Here is a 16,393-nt window from a genome sequence, read left to right as displayed (position 1 = left end):
TCTGCCCCGGGGAGAACGCCCCTCCCAGTCGCCGGACATGCCGAAGGCGGTCGCCTTCGTGTGGGCGCTGCTCATCCTGAACACGCTGGGCTCCACCGGCGCGACGACCGTCATCCCGATCCCGCGTTCGGTGATCCAGCTGGTCACCATGGGCTCGCTCGTGCTGGCGTTCTGCATCGCGCTCGCGTTGAACGCCCGGCTCCGGATCCGGCCGAGCGCATACCTGCTGCTGCTCAGCATCCTGGTGGTGCTCAGCCTGATGGCGAGCCTGAACCTCGAAGTCGGGTACGGCGCGCTGTTCCGCTGCTTCCGGTTCGGCGTGTTCGTCAGCACGCTGTGGCTGCTGACCCGCTGGTGGGACGGCGGGATCCGGCTCGTGCGGCACCACATCCGGACCTACTCGGCGGTGCTGCTGACGGTCGTCATCGGGCTGGCCGCGGCACCGGGGATCGCGCTGGCCGAGGAGTACGGCGGACGGCTGACCGGCACCATCTGGCCGCTGACCCCGCCACAGGTCGGACAGTACTCGGCCGTGGTCATCGGGCTCACACTGCTGCTCTGGCTCGGCGGTGAACTCGACCGGCTGAACGCGCTGATCGTCATCGTCCCCTCGATCGGCATCCTGCTGCTGACCCACACCCGCACCGCCACGCTCGGCCTGATCGCCGGCGTGCTGATCGCGCTGCTGTCCCTCTGGATGTCCAGCGCGCGGGCCAGGAAGGTGTTCGCCGGGGTGGCGCTGATCGGCGCGGTGTCCGCCGTCGTCCTCGGTTCGCTGCTGCAGGCCTGGTTCCTGCGCGGCCAGAGCTCGGAGAACTTCTCCAGCCTCACCGGCCGCGCGAAGGTGTGGGACGCGCTGCTGTCCGACCCGCGAACCCTCGGCGAGTACGTGTTCGGCGTCGGGCTGACGAACAAGTCCTACATCGGCCTGCCCATCGACAACAGCTGGCTCGCGGTCTACCACGAACAGGGCTACGTCGGGATCGCGATCGTCGCGGCCTTCATGCTGGTGCTGATCGTGGTCGCCGCGCTGCGGCCGCCGTCGCTGGCCAGGGCGTGCGCGATCTTCCTGATCACCTACTGCGTTTCGGCGTCCTACACCGAGGCTGGTCTCGGTGACGCGTCGCCGTACCTGCTGCATCTGGCGCTGGCGGCGTCGCTGCTGGTGAGGGTGCCTGTCACCGAGAAGAATTTCGTCCCGGCCAAGGAGCCTGCGTGAAGGTCCTCGTGGTCCACAACCGCTACCGGTCCGAGCAGCCGAGCGGGGAGAACAACGTCGTCGACCAGGAGGTCGCGCTGCTCGCGGCCGCCGGGCACGACGTCGGCCTGTTCGAACGGCGCAGCGACGACATCTCCGCGATGTCGTTGCCGCGCAAGGCCGTCGTTCCGCTTCAGGTGCCGTGGAACCGGGCGGCGCGCGCCGACCTCGCCCGGCGGCTGGCCGAAGACCGGCCGGACGTCGTCCACGTCCACAACACGTTCCCGCTGCTGTCGCCGTCGGTGCTGGCGGCGTGCGCGGACGCGCGCGTGCCCGTTGTCGCGACCGTGCACAACTACACCCTGATCTGCCCGCCCGGCACGCTGTACCGCGACGGGCACGTGTGCACGGACTGCGTCGGCCGGACGCCGGCGCCCGCGGTGCGGCACGGCTGTTATCGCGGTTCGGCGCTCGCGACCGTGCCGATGGCGGCGAGCCTGATGATCAACCGGCGTCGCTGGTGGTCCGGGGTCTCCCGGTTCTTCTGCATTTCGCGGGCACAGCGCGAGGTGCTGGTCGCCGCCGGAATGCCCGCGGAACGACTGGCGGTGAAGTACAACTTCGTCGCCGATCCCGGCATCCGGCGCTCCGGTACCGGCGAGCACGTGCTGTTCCTCGGCCGGATCACCGCGGAGAAGGGCATCGGCCTGCTCATGGCGGCCTGGGACCGGATCGCCGCGACCGGCGGGCTCGGCATGCCGCTGGTGATCGCGGGTACCGGTCCGATGCAGGACGAGGTCGCCCGCTGGGCGGAAGGCCGCGACGACGTCCGCTACGAAGGGCTGCGGAGCAAGGCGGAATGCGCCGAACTGGTCACTCGCGCGGCCGTGGCGGTGGCGCCGTCGGAATGGCTGGAGACGTTCGGGCTGGTGGTCGTCGAGGCGATGGCCGCCGGGGTCCCGACCGTCGCGGCCGCGCACGGCGCGTTCCGCGAACTGGTCGAGGACGGCGTGACCGGGCTGCTGCACGAACCCGGCGACGCCGAGTCGCTGGCGCGGCGGCTGCGGGAGGTCGTCGGCGACGCCGGCCGGAACCGCGAACTCGGCCAGGCGGCGCGGCTGGTCTACGAACAGGAGTTCACCCCGGAAGTGGGGTTGGAGCGGCTGATCGACGGCTACCGGGACGCGATCGGGCGGGTGGCCGCGGAGTGAAACCGGCTCTGCCGCCGGTGCTCCGTCCGGCCGCGTTCGTCCTGGCCGTGGTCGGCGGGCTCGGCGCGCTGGTGCTGGGCCTGGTCTACGCCGGGACGTCCGGGGCGACCGGGCCGGACGCGACGCTGGTCGACGCGCTCGCCTGGTCCGGCGACCCGTGGTGGACGATCGCGACGGTGATCGACTTCGTCGGCGAGCCCGTCGGCGCGATCGTCACCATGGTCGTGTTCCTCGTCTGGTGCCGGTTCTCGCGGCGGCCGCGCACCGCCGTCACCGGAGTGGTGGCCGTCCTGATCACCGTCGGTCTGACGAGCGGGCTGAAACCGGTCACCGGCCGGTACATTCACGGCGAATTCCTGGCGTATCCCAGCGGGCACACCGGTTTCGCCGTCGCGTTGACCTTCACCGCCGCGTTCGGCGCCCTTCGCCGTGGCCCGGCGTCGGTGCTGCTGGTCGTCTGCGCCGGGGCCGCGATGGGCTGGGCCGAGGTAACGATGGGCGCGCACTACCCGACTGACACGCTGGGCGGCCTCGGTGTGGCACTCGCGGTGGTTCCGGTGACCGCGTTGCTCGTCGACGTAGTGGCGACCCGGTATTCCTCGAGCACAGCGAAAGGAACGGCCATGTCCCTCATCGATACCGCCAAGAAGATAGCCGCACGGGCGGAGGACCTCGGCCAGCGCGCGCTGGCGACGGTCGGTGCCAAACAGTCCGAGTCCGCCATCTCGGCCGACGCACAGGGTTATTGGAACTCGCCCGGCGAGAAGAGATGGAAGGACAATTCGCACTGGCGCGAGTCCGACACCTTCGACGGCAACGACCTTTGGGCCGAAATCGGGAAACGGCACCTCGACATGTTCGAGGGTGGAGCCCGGCTCGCGGGCTTCGACCGGCCGTGGAATCGCGTCATCGAATGGGGCTGCGGCGGTGGGGCGAACGCCATCCATTTCGCCCCGCGCGCCCGGGAATTCATCGGCGTCGACATCTCCGCCGAGACGCTCGCCGAATGCGAGAAGCAGGTCGCCAAGGTCTGTGACACCCCGTTCCAGGCCGTCGAGATCGACGTCGCGAATCCGGAAGCCGCGCTCTCGGCGGTGACGGAACCCTGCGACGTCTACGTGAGCTTCTACGTTTTCGAGCTGATCCCGACGCCGGAGTACGGCGAACGCCTGCTCCGCATCGCGCGGGAACTGCTCGTCCCCGGCGGCCTCGCGCTGATCCAGGTCAAGTACGACCCCGGCACGTGGCGGACCCGGCCGCGCCGTCGTTCGTACCGCTCGGGGCTGGCGGCGATGACGACCTACCGCGTCGACGCCTTCTGGCAGCTGGCGGAGCGGTGCGGCTTCACGCCCCACGCGATCCAGCTGGTACCGAAGAACGAACTGGACGAGCGCTACGCCTACTTCTTCCTGACCAAGTCCTGACTTCCGCGTTCAGCCGACTAAATGCGCCGCTTTCGTGCCGGGCCCGGCGTCGCGAAAGCCACTTTCGCGACGTCTGATGTCCCGAAAGTGGCTTTCGCGACACGGCCTCGGGTCGAGGCGGTCGCGTTCAGTCGACTACTTGGGTGCTTGAAGACGTAACTCGCGTGATCAGCCCCGTAACTCGCGAGATCAGACGGACGACACGCGTGATCAGATGGACGACACGCGTGCTTGCGCGGACGCCACGTGCACGCGGCCCGGGCCACCACGAGTCGGCCGTCTGGACACACGTGTCGTCCCTCCAATCACGCGTGTCGTCCATCGGATCACGCGTGTCGTCCGTCCAAGCACGTGAGTTACGCCTCCAAGCACGTGAGTTGCGCCTTCAAGCACGCGAGTTACGGCTCTGATCACGCGAGTGCGGCGCCTGATCACGCGAGTCGCGCGAGTCACCGAGCCGGGCAGCCGCCGGCACCGTCGAACGTGCTGCAAGGGTCCTGCCCGTAAGGTGCCGCCCGCCAAGCGGCCACGTCCAGCGACCGCGAAGCGTCATGCGCCACGAACGACCAATGCCCGACGTAGGTGTTCGAGAACCACTCGTTGTCCTGAGCGAACGTCACCGCCTCGGACACGACGTTCCCCCGATAAGGCGACCACGACGGATAGGTGCCGTAATTCGACAGCACCGCCATCCGCCCGCACAGCCCCGTGCAGTCGGGCGCGCTCTGGAAGACGTTGTCGTGCACGTTGACCCGCTGCGTCTTCCACCGGCAATCGTCGTACGCCGGTGGAATCGCGATCGTTTCGGGCGCGCAGTCCGACGGCGAGGCGACGACCCGGGTGCAGGTCCCGGTCGAGGTGTTCGAGGGACTGTTGCAGAACCGGTCGGCGTTCTCCCACAGCGTCAGGCCGCCCCAGTTGTCCTCGAAGACGTTTTCCGCGATCTCGATCATGTCGGTCCGCGCCCAGATCCGCGGCTCGCCGCCGGACTCGCTCAGATACACCGCGGCGATCGGGAAGTTGTTGCCCCGCGCGGCGAAATCGCGTCCCAGCACCAGGGCGTTGCGGCGGAAGGTGTTGCTGCGGATGATGAGGTTGTAGCTGATCTCGTAGAACAGCGCCTCGGCGTCGTTGTCCTCGATCAGGTTGTCTTCGATGATGAAGTCGTTGTTGTTCGTATCCGCCCAGAGCCCGGCGCCGTGGTTGTGGTGCACCCAGTTTCCCCGGATGTCCGCGCCGTCGACGGCCCAGAACTTCGCCCCGCCGCTGCACCCACAGCCGGGCTGCCTCTTCTCCCAGTCGTCGGTGTTGTTCCAGGCGATCTCGTTGCCCTCCACCACGAGCCCGGTGATACCGCCGCCCGCGCGGTAGGCGTTGATCCCGTACTGCCCGTTCTTCCGCAGGCAGTTCCCGAGGACCTCCTGCCGCGGCCCGGCCATCATCGCCGCGCCCCGGTTGTCCTCGATGACGTTGCCCTCGATCAACCAATGCTCGCCGGAATCGTGGTTCACCACGCCCTGGTCCTGCGGCGCGGCGAAACCGCGGATCGTCAGCCCGCGGATCACCACGTCCTTGGCCTGCTGGGTGAACGCCGCCCGGTTGATACCGCGGCCGTCCAGAACCGCGCCCGGTGCGCCGACGTAGACGTTGCCGTCCTTCGGGATCACCTGGCTGTACGGGTCGTCGGCGAGGATGTGCCTCCCGGTGCTGAGCCAGAACGTCGTCCCCGGCGGATGCGCGGAGGTCTCGATCGCGAGGTGTTCGCCGGGATCGACGACGACGGCGTCCGCCGGCTTCGGGAAACTCGCCGGTCCGGACGCGCAGACGGCCGGCGCCTCGGCCGCCGATGCCACGGCGGTGAAGGAGCCGGCCGTCAAGACCACCGACAGCGCGAACGCCGTCGTTCTCGCCCGATTCATACGATTCAAGGTAAGTCACCGCGCACTGCAGAGGAGGGACACGAACGAGTGGTCCTCAGACGTACTTGCGGAATACCGGTTTCACCGGCCGGCCGCCCGTCCACTGCGCCGGGTCATGGAATTCGAGGGCCTTCCGGTACGTGGTGCAGGCCCGCGCGACGACGTCGATCGTCTTGTCGATGTCGGCCTCGGTCAGCCCGGCGCTGACCACGAACGACGGCCCGATCACTCCGCCGGTGATCAGTTCCCGCAGGAACAGCGTCCGGTACGGCTGCGACGGCTCGCCCTTTTCGTCGAGCGTGGCGAAGACCAGGTTGCTCGCCCTGCCGCGTACGAGCACGTGCTCGCCGACCCCGGCGCTCGCGGCGACCTCGCGGACCCCCGCCGCGAGCCGGTCGCCCAGCGCGTGCAGCCGCGCGGTGATCCCTTCTTCGGCGTAGGTGTCGAAGACGGCGATCGCCGCGGCGAGGGAATGCGTCTCGGCGCCGTGTGTGGTCGAAAGCAGGAAGACCCGTTCGCGGTGATCGCGCAGCCCGCCGAGTTCCATGTACTCCCGTTTGCCCGCCAGCGCCGAGACCGCGAACCCGTTCCCCAGCGCCTTGCCGAACGCCGAGAGATCCGGGGTGACGCCGTACAACCCCTGCGCCCCGGCCTCCGACCAGCGGAACCCGGTGATCATCTCGTCGAACACCAGCAGACAGCCGTACCGGTCACACAGGTCGCGCAGCCCGGCGAGATACCCCGGAGGCGGCTCGGTCTGGGTCGCGGGTTCCAGGACGAGACAGGCGACCTCGTTTTCCCGTAGCAACTCCTCCGTGGCCGCGAGATCGCCGTAGGGGAAGGAAACCGTCAATTCCGTGGTCTCGGCGGGAATCCCGGCCGACATCGGCGTGGTCCCGATGAACCAGTCGTCGGTGGAGAAGAACGCGTGATCGCGGCAGATCGCCACGAGCGTCCGTCCGGTCGCCGCCCGTGCCAGCCGGATGGCGGCCGTGGTCGCGTCCGAGCCGTTCTTCGCGAACTTCACCATCTCCGCGGTCGGCACGGCGGCGAGGAACCGCTCCGCGGCCTCGGCCTCGATGATGGACGGCCGGACGAAGTTGCTTCCTTTCTCGATCTCGGCCCGGACGGCCTCCAGGACCCGCGGGTGCGCGTGGCCGAGGCTGACCGCGCGAAGCCCCGAGCCGTACTCGATGTACTCGTTCCCGTCGACGTCCCACACGTGGCCGGCGAGGCCGCGCGCGATGACCGGTGAGAAGTCGTCGGGGTACTGGTCCTGGCCCTTGGCGTAGGTGTGCGCACCACCGGGGATCGCCCGGTGCAGTCGTTCGTTCGCCTGATCGGAGCGCGGCAAAGGGCGGTTCACGGGATCACCTCGTGGTCGTCAGTGCGGCGGCGAGCGGAGGGGCGTGGGCGTCACGTTCGGACACCGCGCTGATCGCGAGCGGCCAGGGGATGGCCAGTTCCGGATCGGCGTACGAGATCGCGATGTCCTCGGCCGGATCGTGCGGCCGGTCGATGCGGTAGGAGATGTCGGCGGGATCGGTGAGCGCCTGGAACCCGTGCGCGCACCCCGCCGGGATGTACAGGGAGACTTGGGCCTCCCCGGACAGTTCGAACGCTTTCACGGCCCGGAAGGTGGGGGAGTCCGGCCGCAGATCCACGATGACGTCGAAGATGGCGCCGGACGAGCAGCGGACCAGCTTGGCCTCACCGCGTCCGCCGCGCAGGTGCAATCCGCGCACGACTCCCTTGCGGGACCGCGAAATGCTGTCCTGCGCGAAGCCGGCGGGGTCGATGCCCACCGAGGCGACGACCTCGCTGTCGAAGGTGCGGCTGAAGAAGCCGCGCTCGTCGGAAAACGGTGTCGGCGTGAAGAGGTAGGCCCCTTCGATCTCGGGAACCGCTTCGACCTTCATCGGATCTCCTCGGACTCACGGAACAGCGTCCTGTCGAGGACGTCGTACTGCTTCTCCAGCAGTTTCCCCTTGGCGGCGCTCCGATCCCGCAGGCGCTGCCAGAATTCCTCCGGTTTGGCCTCGAGTTCGGCGAGCTGCCGGACGAGCAGGTCGACGTCGACGGCGCGCGCGGACTGGCAGTACTCCGCCAGCCCCATGTTCGCCATGATGCTGTCCATCTTCTGCGAATAGCTGATCGAGATCGTCGGCTTCGCGAGCTTCAGCGCGCACAGGACGTTGTGATAGCGCGTCCCGACGACGGCGCCGAGCGCGGCGATCTCGGTGATGAGGTCGCCGAGCGTGGGCAGTTTCGCCGCGGTCACCCGGTTCGGGTCGAGGCCGGGCCGGTGTTCGCGCAGGTCGGCGAAGATCTCCTCGACGACGGGGTCGTCGATCTCGTCGCCGGTCAGCAGCCGGATCTCGCGCCCGTCGTCGACCAGCCTGCGCACGAACCGTTTCATCGCGTCCACATAGGACGAATGGATCTCCTCGCTCCGGCGCCGGTCGTCGTTGCCCCCGTGGAATTCCATGACACCGACCCCGACGACGTCCGACGGCCGTCCTGAGGGGATCGGCAGGGCGAACGCCAGATCCGGGTAGAGGTCGTCCTTCGCGGTGTCGAGGCCCATCTCGCGCCAGGCGTCGCGGGACAGCTCGTCGCGGAAGGACCGGTAGTGCGCGGAGCGGGCGGCGATGCGGTAGAGCCGCCGCGTGGTCCGCTGGCGGATGACGTTCGAGCCGACGTTGATCAGCGCGACCCTGGTTCCCCACAGCCTGCCCGACACCCCCAGTAGTGCCATCGCGTACGGGAAACCCCAGGGCCGCAAAGGAAGCGTTGTTTCGAGGACACCGGCGCCGGGCACGATCACCACGTCGCACCGGCGGGTCCAGGAGAGGATCTTGAGCGTGTCGGCGACCTTGCCGACGGCCTTCAGCAGGGCCGCGAGTACCCCCGTCGTGTCGCGGTTGCGCGAGTGGTACCAGAGCAGTGACTCCGCTTTGACGCCGTAACGCGCCTCGACCAGTTCCGGGCCGGAGCAGAGGCAGCTGAGCTCGGCCTCCGGATGTCTCTGGCGTACGTACGCGAGCACCACCTCAAGTGATCCGTCATTACCGATGTTCCCTGCCCCCAGGAGACCGAAGAAACCGACCTGGGTTCTCGCTCCGGAGCGAGAGGTCACAACGTCCTCCTCTGCCGTCCAGGGACCACGGCGTCGATGTTCATTCCGTCGATTTCCGGTGCCGCGTCCTCGGCGCGGTCCTCGTTCCGGCCGCGGGACCGGTCGGCCAGCCAGGCCGCGAGGTGCCGGTAGCACTCGCGCCGGTCCGCCGAGGAGAGCGGCGCCCGGCGGATACCGCCGATGAAGCCGCCGATGTACTCGCCGATCAGCCGCGCCATCGGGTTGCGCACCGGGTCGGCGCGCCGCGGGTCGAGGTTCGAGCAGCGCTTCCGGATGCTCGGGTTCGCTCGCTCGGCGCGGCCGGGGTGGTCGCGGCGGAAGTACTGCACCTCGGGAACCTGGTGGAACGGGCCGTGGAGGCTCAGTTCGGCGACATAGGTGCGGTCGGCGTGGTGGTAGCTGTCGAGCGGTTTGACCCGGCGGAGCACGTTCGTGCGCATCACGCCGTAGAAGTCGTCGCCGCCCGTTTCGAACAGCAGGCTGCGGAACCGCGTCGGCGCGTGCGGCGAGTCCGTCGCCAGCGGGTAGTCGAGTTCGTGGGTCACCACGCCGTGGTCGTCGATGATGGCCTGCCAGCTGTGGGCGACGATCATGTCCGGCCGCTCGTCGAGCGCCTCGATGCACAGTTTCATCAGGTCACGGCCGTAGAGGTCGTCATGCGACGCCCATTTGAACAGCTCGCCGCGGGCTTCGTCGAGAACCCGGTTGTGGTTCGGTGAAGCGCCGACGTTCTTCGGCAGCCGCAGATACCGGATCCGGGCGTCACGGCGCTCGTAGTCCCGGCAGATCTCTTCGGTGCCGTCCGTCGAAGCGTTGTCCGAAATGATCAGCTCGAAGTCCTCGTAGCTCTGGCCCAGCAGGGCGTCGAGCGATTCGGACAGGTACTCCTCGCCGTTGTAGACGGGCAGACCGATGCTGAGCCGCGGAATCTGGGTCATACCGTTCCCACCTCTTCGTTGTCGGTGCGCGGCGCGGCCGGCCGGTACTCGCGATACGCGACACGCAGCTGGTACCACCACATCGCAGCGCCCAGCCAGACCGAGAGCATCGAGCCCCACGCGGCACCTTCGGCGCCGTCGAGGTAGGCGCCGACGATCCCGAAGACCACGTAGCCCACCGAAGCGACCAGCTGGGAGCGGAGGCTGCGTTTGGCGTTGCCGAGGGCACGCAATCCGGCGGCCGCGCCCGCGATGAAGCCCGCGGCGGTGACCGACAGGGTGACCGGCAGGATCAGCGGTTCGGCCGCGTCCCAGACCGAGCCCATGATCCAGCGGCCGACGTCGTGCGGCACCAGGAGCAGCAACCCGAGCCCCCACAGCAGGGCCGCCCCCGCTTGGCCACCGCCGAGCACCACGCAGAAATGCTTCAGCCGGTGCGGGGCGCGGTGCAGGACGCGGGCGCCTTCGGCCACCGTCGTGAGCGAAAGCCCCATCAGCAGGGCGAGGAACGGCCCGAGCAGCTGCTCGGCGCCACGGACCGCGCCGACCGCCGTGATCCCCGCGATCGCCCCGAGCCCGTAGGCGCGCAGCTGCGACGAACCGGCGTTGCTGACGTTTTCGATCAGGTAGCGCACGCTCAGATCGCGCTGCTCCTTCACCCAGCCCGTCATCTCGGAGAGCTTCGGCACGATGCCGGTCTGGAACAGCCCGTAGACCGCCGCGACCGCGCCTGCCAGCCCCCAGGCCAGCACGAACGCGACCACGGTGCCGAAATGCGAGGCGATGCCCAGCGCCGGGATCAGCGCGACACCCCACACCGTGTCGTTGACGAAGGCCTTCCTGCCGTCACCCTTGGCGAACAGCGCGAACCGCCACGCGTCCTGCAGCATCAGCCCGGGGAGCACGACGCCGAGCGCGACGAACACCCCGCCCAGCGGCCGCACCGCGAGGAAGCCGACGATCACGCTGACCAGGCCGGTCGCCAGGCCGACCCCGATCGCCGTCCCCGCCGCCCGCGACACCGCCCGGCGCCAGGCTTCCTCCGACACCGCCGAGAAACGCACCATCATCGGGTCGGTGGCCAGGCCGCGCGAGAGGTTGAGCACCACGCCGTAGGTCACCCACGCGAGGCTGAACATGCCGAAGGCGAACGTGCCGAGCGAACGCGCGACGACCAGCCCGACCGCGAAGTTGGTCAGGCTCGAAACGGCCTGGTCGCCGAGGCCCCAGCTGAGCCTGCCCGCCATGGCGCGTACGGCCCCGGAGGCCAGTGTCGCCCGATGTCTGCCACCTGCCACCGGCGTCACTCCTTCAGCAATCCGGCGCCCTGCAGCGCGTGGGCGGCGGCGACGACGGAATCGAAGGGGAGACCGGATCGCTGGGCGACGTCGAGCAGGCTGTGCTCGCCGTCCGAAAGGTTGAGCACCCAGAGCATCGCCATCTGGGCCGCCTTGGCGTCACTGCGGCCGCCGAGGGAGTCGTAGAGCCCGCGTTTGCCGAGCTGCGGCTCGCCGTACGGGCTCAGGTTGACGTAGCGGCGGTTCCGGTCCAGCACGGAGAGCGCCTCGCCCAAGGTCGCGAGGGTGTCCTCCATCGCCTCGGTGGACACGAAATCCAGGTTGTCCGCCGAGGTGTGGTACTCGGGATAGCCGGCGTACGGCGTCCTGGTCAGCGAGCCGACGCCGAGGTTGAACCCTGGCGAGCAGAACTGCCGCTCGTCGTAGCCGTACGGCGAGAAGTCCAGGACCTTGTGCGGTTTCCCGGCGAGGACGAATTCGAGCACCTTGTCGATCTCGGCGTCCCCGCGCCGGCTTCGCTTGTAGGTCAGCGATCCGGGGTCGCCCGCGCAGGCGAGCACGATCCCGGCCTTGACCTTTCCGAGCCGTTCGGTGTTGCGCGCGAGCCAGGTGATCGCGCCGATCGTGCCCGGCATGAAGAGGAACCGGTACGTGAAGTGCGGTTTCCCCGCGGCCAGCCGCTGCGCGAGCGCCGCGGCGACGGCGATACCGGCGAGGTTGTCGTTGGCCAGCGACGGATGGCAGGTGTGGCACGACACCAGCACCTCGTCGGTGACCTCGCCGGGGACCACGTGTTCGGCGTAGGTCAGGTGCCCGTCGTCCAAAGTGGACTCGATGCGGACCTCGTAATCGCCGTCCGGCAACGCGTCGAGGGTGTCCTGAGCCAGACAGAAGCCCCACGTCGGCGCGTAGTAGCTCGTGCGGTACGGCACCAGCGACGGCTGCTCGGGCAGCGTGTGGAGATGCTCACGCAGCTCCGCCAGCGGCATCGTCTCGGCCACCGGGACGCTGTAGCCGACGACGTGCAGGTTCGACTCCCGGAAGTCGACGACCTTCCGGCCCGCCGGGTCCTTCACCCAGGCGTCCTGGATGTTCCACTCCTGGGGAACGGTCCAGTCGAGCACCTGGGTCCCGGTCGGCACCTCGTGGACGTCGAGCGGGATGTGCTCGCCGAGGATCTTCAGCGTGGCGCGGACGCCGTCGCCGGTGATGCTGCGGCAGAGCGGATACAGGCGCTCGACCAGCTTCCGCAGGTCGGCGCCCGTGTCCAGGGGTTTACGCGTCATCACCGTCGCCGCAGGGTTTCGTCGATCTCGCCGGCGGCGGTCCGCGCGTTGAGCGTGGCCAGCCTGGTGAAGCGGTTCTTGAAGTCGTGCGCGGTCAGGCCGTGCGTGCGGTAGGCGTAGATCAGGTCGAGCGCGCCGTCCTTGACCGACCACTCGCATTCGAAACCTGGGATCGCCTCGCGGAAGCGGGAGAAGTCGACGCGGTAGGAGCGCGGGTCGCCCGCGGACTCGCCGGTGATCCGCAGCTTCGCGCTGGGGACGGCCTCGACGACCTGCTGCGCGATCTCGGCCACGGTCACGTTGTTGCGTTCGGTGCCGATGTTGAACGCCTTGTCGTGGACGGCCTCCTTGGGGGCGACCAGTGCGGCCTCGAAGGCGCGCGCGATGTCCTTGGCGTGCACCAGCGGCCGCCACGGCGTCCCGTCCGACAGCACCAGGATCTCGCCCGAAACGTGGGCGTGCGCGGTGAGGTTGTTGAGCACGATGTCCGACCGCAGCCGCGGCGAGAAACCGAACGCGGTGGCGTTACGCATGTACACGGGGGTGAAGTCGTCATCGGCGAGTTCGTGGAGATCGTCCTCGACCCGCACCTTCGACTCGGCGTACGGCGTCACCGGGCGCAGCGGCGCGTCCTCGTCGACCAGGCCGTCTCCGCCCGAAGCGCCGTAGACCGAGCACGTCGAGGCGTACAGGAACCGTTTGACCCCTGCGTCCTTCGCCAGCTTCGCGAGCTTGACCGAGGCGTGGTGGTTGATGGCGTAGGTGAGCTCCGGCGCCAGCGAGCCCAGCGGGTCGTTGGACAGCGCGGCGAGGTGGATCACCGCGTCCACCCCGGTCACGTGCTCGGCCGTGACGTCGCGGAGGTCGACTTCGTAGCCCTTGGGATCGTCGGGCTGCGGGCCCAGCACGCAGGTGTCGAAGAGACCGGAGTCGAGGCCGACGACCTCGTGGCCTTCGGCGGCCAGCACCGGGGCCATCACCGTGCCCAGGTAGCCCTTGTGCCCGGTCAGCAGCACACGCATGGCTTTCAGCCTTTCGGAGTGAGGTCGAGCGTCAGTTTCTTGAGGTCGAAGGCCTCCGCGTAGCGCTGCCCGCATTCGATTCCGCGGATGCGGGCCAGGCCGAGGAAGGCTTCCCGGTCGTACCAGGGCCGGTGCCGCTGGGAGGAGTAGTGCTCCTGCAGCAGCCGGACCTTTTCTTCGGCGATCTCCGGGGTGAGCGGCACGTACGCGGTGGGTTTGGCGAGGTCGCCGTCCCATTTCGCGATCTCGTACTCCAGTTGGAGATGGGTGCGGAACACCGTCGGCACCAGCGTCGCCAGCCCGCGGTGGTCCTGGTGCGCGTCCGCCGTGCGCGGGGAGAGGACGAGGTCCGGGTCGGTGCGGCGGCGCAGCTCTTCCAGGCTGTTCTTGGCCTCTTCCCAGTGGGCGGGGAACCGGCCGTCGGGCAGTTTGAGCACGGTGACGTCGACGTCGGCGCCCTGGCAGAAGGCCGCGAGCGCGGCGCGCTCCTCGGCCTCCCGGTCGGTGCCGCCGCCGGAAAGGACGAGCGCGTCCACTCGGAGACCCGGGTTTGCGGCGCAGAGGGTCAGCAGTGTGCCGCCCGCCCCGATGGCGATGTCGTCGCAATGCGCGCCCAGCGCGACGATCCGCTCGAGCCCGCCGGTACCGAGTCCGATCACGCGATGCCCACCGGAGCCGGTTCGTGTTCCCACAACGCCCACGGACGGTCGCCGTGCGCGTAGGCGTCGTCCAGCTGGACGCGTTCCTTGACGGTGTCCGTCGGCTTCCAGAACCCGCGATACGGGTAGGCGAGGAGCTTCCCCTGCTTGGCGAGTTCGCCGCAGCCGTCGGCCACCAGGTCGCCGCCCTCGGGGATGTGGTCGAAGATCTCCTGGCGCAGCACGAAATACCCGCCGTTCTCCCACAGCGGCATCTCGCTCACCGGGGTCAGCGCGCCGATGCGGCCGTCCTCGCCCATCTCGACGCAGTGGAACGACGACTGCGGCGGCACGACCATCATCGACGCGCCGGCGTCGGATTCGGTGAACCGCTCGATCATGTCCGGCAGCGGGGCGTCGGTGAGGACGTCGGCGTAGTTGGCGAGGAACATCTCGTCGCCCTGGAGGTACGGGCGCACCCGGCGCAGGCGCTCGCCGATGGCCGATTCGAGGCCGGTCTGCACGAAGGTGATCGACCAGTCCGCGATGTCGGTCGACAGCAGTTCCGCCTTGCCGTTGCGCAGAACGAAATCGTTGGAGGTGGTCTCTTCGTAGTTGAGGAAGAACTCCTTGATGTGGTGCGCGCCGTAACCGAGGCAGAGAATGAACTCCGTGTGCCCGAAATGCGCGTAGTACCGCATCACGTGCCAGATCAGGGGTCTCGGGCCGACCATGGCCATCGGCTTCGGCACGTCGGACGCGTCACCGTTGCGCATCCGCATGCCGTAGCCGCCGCAGAAGAGGACTACCTTCACGACTTCACCTCGACGATTTCCAGGCGGGGGATGGGGAAGACCAGCTTCCCGCCCCATTCGTCCACAAAGGACAACTGGGCGGTCAGCTCCTTCCGGAGGTTCCACGGAAGGACGAGCACGTAATCGGGCTTGTCCGCCTCGATCCGCTCCGGCGGCAGGATCGGGATCCGGGTGCCGGGGGTGAAGCGGCCGTGCTTGTACGGGTTCCGGTCGACGGTGTAGCGCAGCACGTCCGGGCGGATACCGCAGTGGTTCAGCAGCGTGTTGCCCTTGCCGGGGGCGCCGTAGCCGACGACGGTCTTGCCTTCGAGCGCCGCGTCGGTGAGGAACTTGTTCAGCTCCAGGCGGACCTTGGTGACGCGCTCGGAGAATTCGGTGTACCCGGACATTTCGTGCAGTCCGGCGGCCTTCTCGGCGTCGAGGACCTGAGTCATCCGCTCGCTCGGCTCATCGGCGACGGCCTCCGGACGCGCCCACAGCCGGATCGAACCGCCATGCGTGGGCAGGAGTTCGACGTCCACAACGGACAATCCGCCGCGCGCGAGGGCCCGGCGCGCGGATTCCACCGTGTAGTACTGGAAATGCTCGTGATAGATCGTGTCGTACTGGTTGTCCTGGATCAGCGTCAGCAGGTGCTGGACCTCGATGCTGACCCAGCCGTCGTCGGCGACCAGGGCGCGGAGCCCGTGCGTGAAACCGATGATGTCCGGGATGTGCGCATAGACGTTGTTCGCCACGACGAGGTCGGCGGGACCGTGCTCGTCGCGGACCTCACGTCCGGTCTCGGGACCGAGGAAAGCGGTCTTCGTCGGCACCCCGGCGTCACGCGCGGCTTGGCCGACGTTCACCGAAGGTTCCACGCCGAGACAGCGGATCTGCTGCGCCACAACGTGTTTGAGCAGATAACCGTCGTTGCTCGCGACCTCGACGACGAACGACGAATCGTCGAGCCCGAGCCGCTCGACCGCGCCGTCGACGAACGTCTTCGCGTGCTCGACCCAGGAAGCGGAATATGACGAGAAGTACGCGTATTCGGTGAAAGTCTCTTCCGGGGTGATCAGCGGCGGGATCTGGGCGAGCCGGCATTCGGTGCAGACCCGCAGGTGCAGGGGGTACGTCGGCTCCGGCTCCGCGAGCTGCTCCGCGGTCAGGAACCGTTCGCACGGCGGCGTCGCCCCGAGGTCGACGACGCTGGCGAGTCGGGCCGAGCCGCAGAGTCGGCAGGTGGTCATCGAAGAGGCTCCTTGGCTCGCGTCACGTATCCCAGACGTCGGCACCTCGGGTCGCCTCGTTACATGCCTTCCAGGGGTCTCACGCTTCCGTCTCACAACCGAAACCTGTCGTCTCGGCCATCGGCGCAGAGGCCTCCGCCATCCGGGCGCGGGCAACCTCCCCGACTCGCGTTTAGCCCGCTAAACGCGACGCGCGATTCCGGCCCGGACGTCGCGAAAGCCACTTTCGCGACGTCTGATGTCCCGAAAGTGGCTTTCGCGGCACCGGCACCC

The 16,393-nt window shown here is 68.7% G+C and carries 14 protein-coding genes; 3 read left to right on the top strand and 11 right to left on the bottom strand.

Features of this window, described 5'->3' with window-relative positions:
• Positions 1–37: 37 nt before the first annotated feature.
• The 3 genes from ACFVM3_RS00680 to ACFVM3_RS00670 are packed head-to-tail and all read left to right on the top strand — an operon-like array spanning position 38 to position 3,833.
• On the top strand, positions 38–1,219 hold the full coding sequence (locus tag ACFVM3_RS00680; RefSeq protein WP_378434586.1) for an O-antigen ligase family protein: 1,182 nt from the start codon (positions 38–40) through the stop codon (positions 1,217–1,219).
• Complete coding sequence (locus ACFVM3_RS00675; protein WP_378434279.1) at positions 1,216–2,409, top strand: glycosyltransferase family 4 protein; 1,194 nt, start codon at positions 1,216–1,218, stop codon at positions 2,407–2,409. Before ACFVM3_RS00680 ends, ACFVM3_RS00675 begins: the two co-directional genes overlap by 4 nt.
• Positions 2,406–3,833, top strand: a complete 1,428-nt coding sequence (locus tag ACFVM3_RS00670; RefSeq protein WP_378434277.1) for a methyltransferase domain-containing protein — start codon at positions 2,406–2,408, stop codon at positions 3,831–3,833. The genes ACFVM3_RS00675 and ACFVM3_RS00670 overlap by 4 nt, the downstream gene beginning before the upstream one ends.
• 449 nt (positions 3,834–4,282) lie before the next feature.
• Here the strand turns inward: ACFVM3_RS00670 and ACFVM3_RS00665 are convergent, their stop codons facing one another.
• From ACFVM3_RS00665 to ACFVM3_RS00615, 11 genes are read right to left on the bottom strand one after another with little or no spacing between them, the layout of a single operon-like run.
• Positions 4,283–5,752, bottom strand: coding sequence for a right-handed parallel beta-helix repeat-containing protein (locus ACFVM3_RS00665; RefSeq protein WP_378434275.1), 1,470 nt, complete (start codon positions 5,750–5,752; stop codon positions 4,283–4,285).
• Between the two features lie 55 nt (positions 5,753–5,807).
• A complete protein-coding gene (locus tag ACFVM3_RS00660; RefSeq protein ID WP_378434273.1) occupies positions 5,808–7,118 on the bottom strand; it encodes a glutamate-1-semialdehyde 2,1-aminomutase in 1,311 nt (436 codons plus the stop codon).
• A gap of 4 nt (positions 7,119–7,122) precedes the next feature.
• Positions 7,123–7,671 carry a dTDP-4-dehydrorhamnose 3,5-epimerase family protein gene (locus tag ACFVM3_RS00655; RefSeq protein WP_378434271.1) on the bottom strand — a complete coding sequence of 183 codons (549 nt, stop codon included), beginning with the start codon at positions 7,669–7,671 and terminating at the stop codon, positions 7,123–7,125.
• The gene (locus ACFVM3_RS00650) at positions 7,668–8,891 is read right to left on the bottom strand and encodes a polysaccharide pyruvyl transferase family protein (RefSeq protein ID WP_378434269.1); all 1,224 of its coding nucleotides are present in this window, start codon (positions 8,889–8,891) and stop codon (positions 7,668–7,670) included. The genes ACFVM3_RS00655 and ACFVM3_RS00650 overlap by 4 nt, the downstream gene beginning before the upstream one ends.
• On the bottom strand, positions 8,888–9,829 hold the full coding sequence (locus ACFVM3_RS00645; protein WP_378434267.1) for a glycosyltransferase family 2 protein: 942 nt from the start codon (positions 9,827–9,829) through the stop codon (positions 8,888–8,890). The genes ACFVM3_RS00650 and ACFVM3_RS00645 overlap by 4 nt, the downstream gene beginning before the upstream one ends.
• Entirely contained in the window at positions 9,826–11,076 is a 1,251-nt protein-coding gene (locus tag ACFVM3_RS00640) for a hypothetical protein (RefSeq protein WP_378434584.1), read from the bottom strand. The genes ACFVM3_RS00645 and ACFVM3_RS00640 overlap by 4 nt, the downstream gene beginning before the upstream one ends.
• A gap of 56 nt (positions 11,077–11,132) precedes the next feature.
• A complete protein-coding gene (locus tag ACFVM3_RS00635; RefSeq protein ID WP_378434266.1) occupies positions 11,133–12,413 on the bottom strand; it encodes a DUF4910 domain-containing protein in 1,281 nt (426 codons plus the stop codon).
• A complete protein-coding gene (locus ACFVM3_RS00630) occupies positions 12,413–13,435 on the bottom strand; it encodes an NAD-dependent epimerase/dehydratase family protein (RefSeq protein ID WP_378434264.1) in 1,023 nt (340 codons plus the stop codon). The genes ACFVM3_RS00635 and ACFVM3_RS00630 overlap by 1 nt, the downstream gene beginning before the upstream one ends.
• Before the next feature lie 5 nt (positions 13,436–13,440).
• Entirely contained in the window at positions 13,441–14,094 is a 654-nt protein-coding gene (locus tag ACFVM3_RS00625) for a PIG-L deacetylase family protein (protein WP_378434262.1), read from the bottom strand.
• The gene (locus tag ACFVM3_RS00620) at positions 14,091–14,888 is read right to left on the bottom strand and encodes a sugar phosphate nucleotidyltransferase (protein WP_378434260.1); all 798 of its coding nucleotides are present in this window, start codon (positions 14,886–14,888) and stop codon (positions 14,091–14,093) included. Before ACFVM3_RS00620 ends, ACFVM3_RS00625 begins: the two co-directional genes overlap by 4 nt.
• Positions 14,885–16,120 carry a class I SAM-dependent methyltransferase gene (locus tag ACFVM3_RS00615; RefSeq protein ID WP_378434258.1) on the bottom strand — a complete coding sequence of 412 codons (1,236 nt, stop codon included), beginning with the start codon at positions 16,118–16,120 and terminating at the stop codon, positions 14,885–14,887. The genes ACFVM3_RS00620 and ACFVM3_RS00615 overlap by 4 nt, the downstream gene beginning before the upstream one ends.
• Positions 16,121–16,393: the final 273 nt, after the last annotated feature.

Source organism: Amycolatopsis sp. NPDC057786 (genome assembly GCF_042797905.1).
GTDB lineage: Bacteria > Actinomycetota > Actinomycetes > Mycobacteriales > Pseudonocardiaceae > Amycolatopsis.
This window is presented reverse-complemented; position numbering and strand designations above follow the sequence as displayed.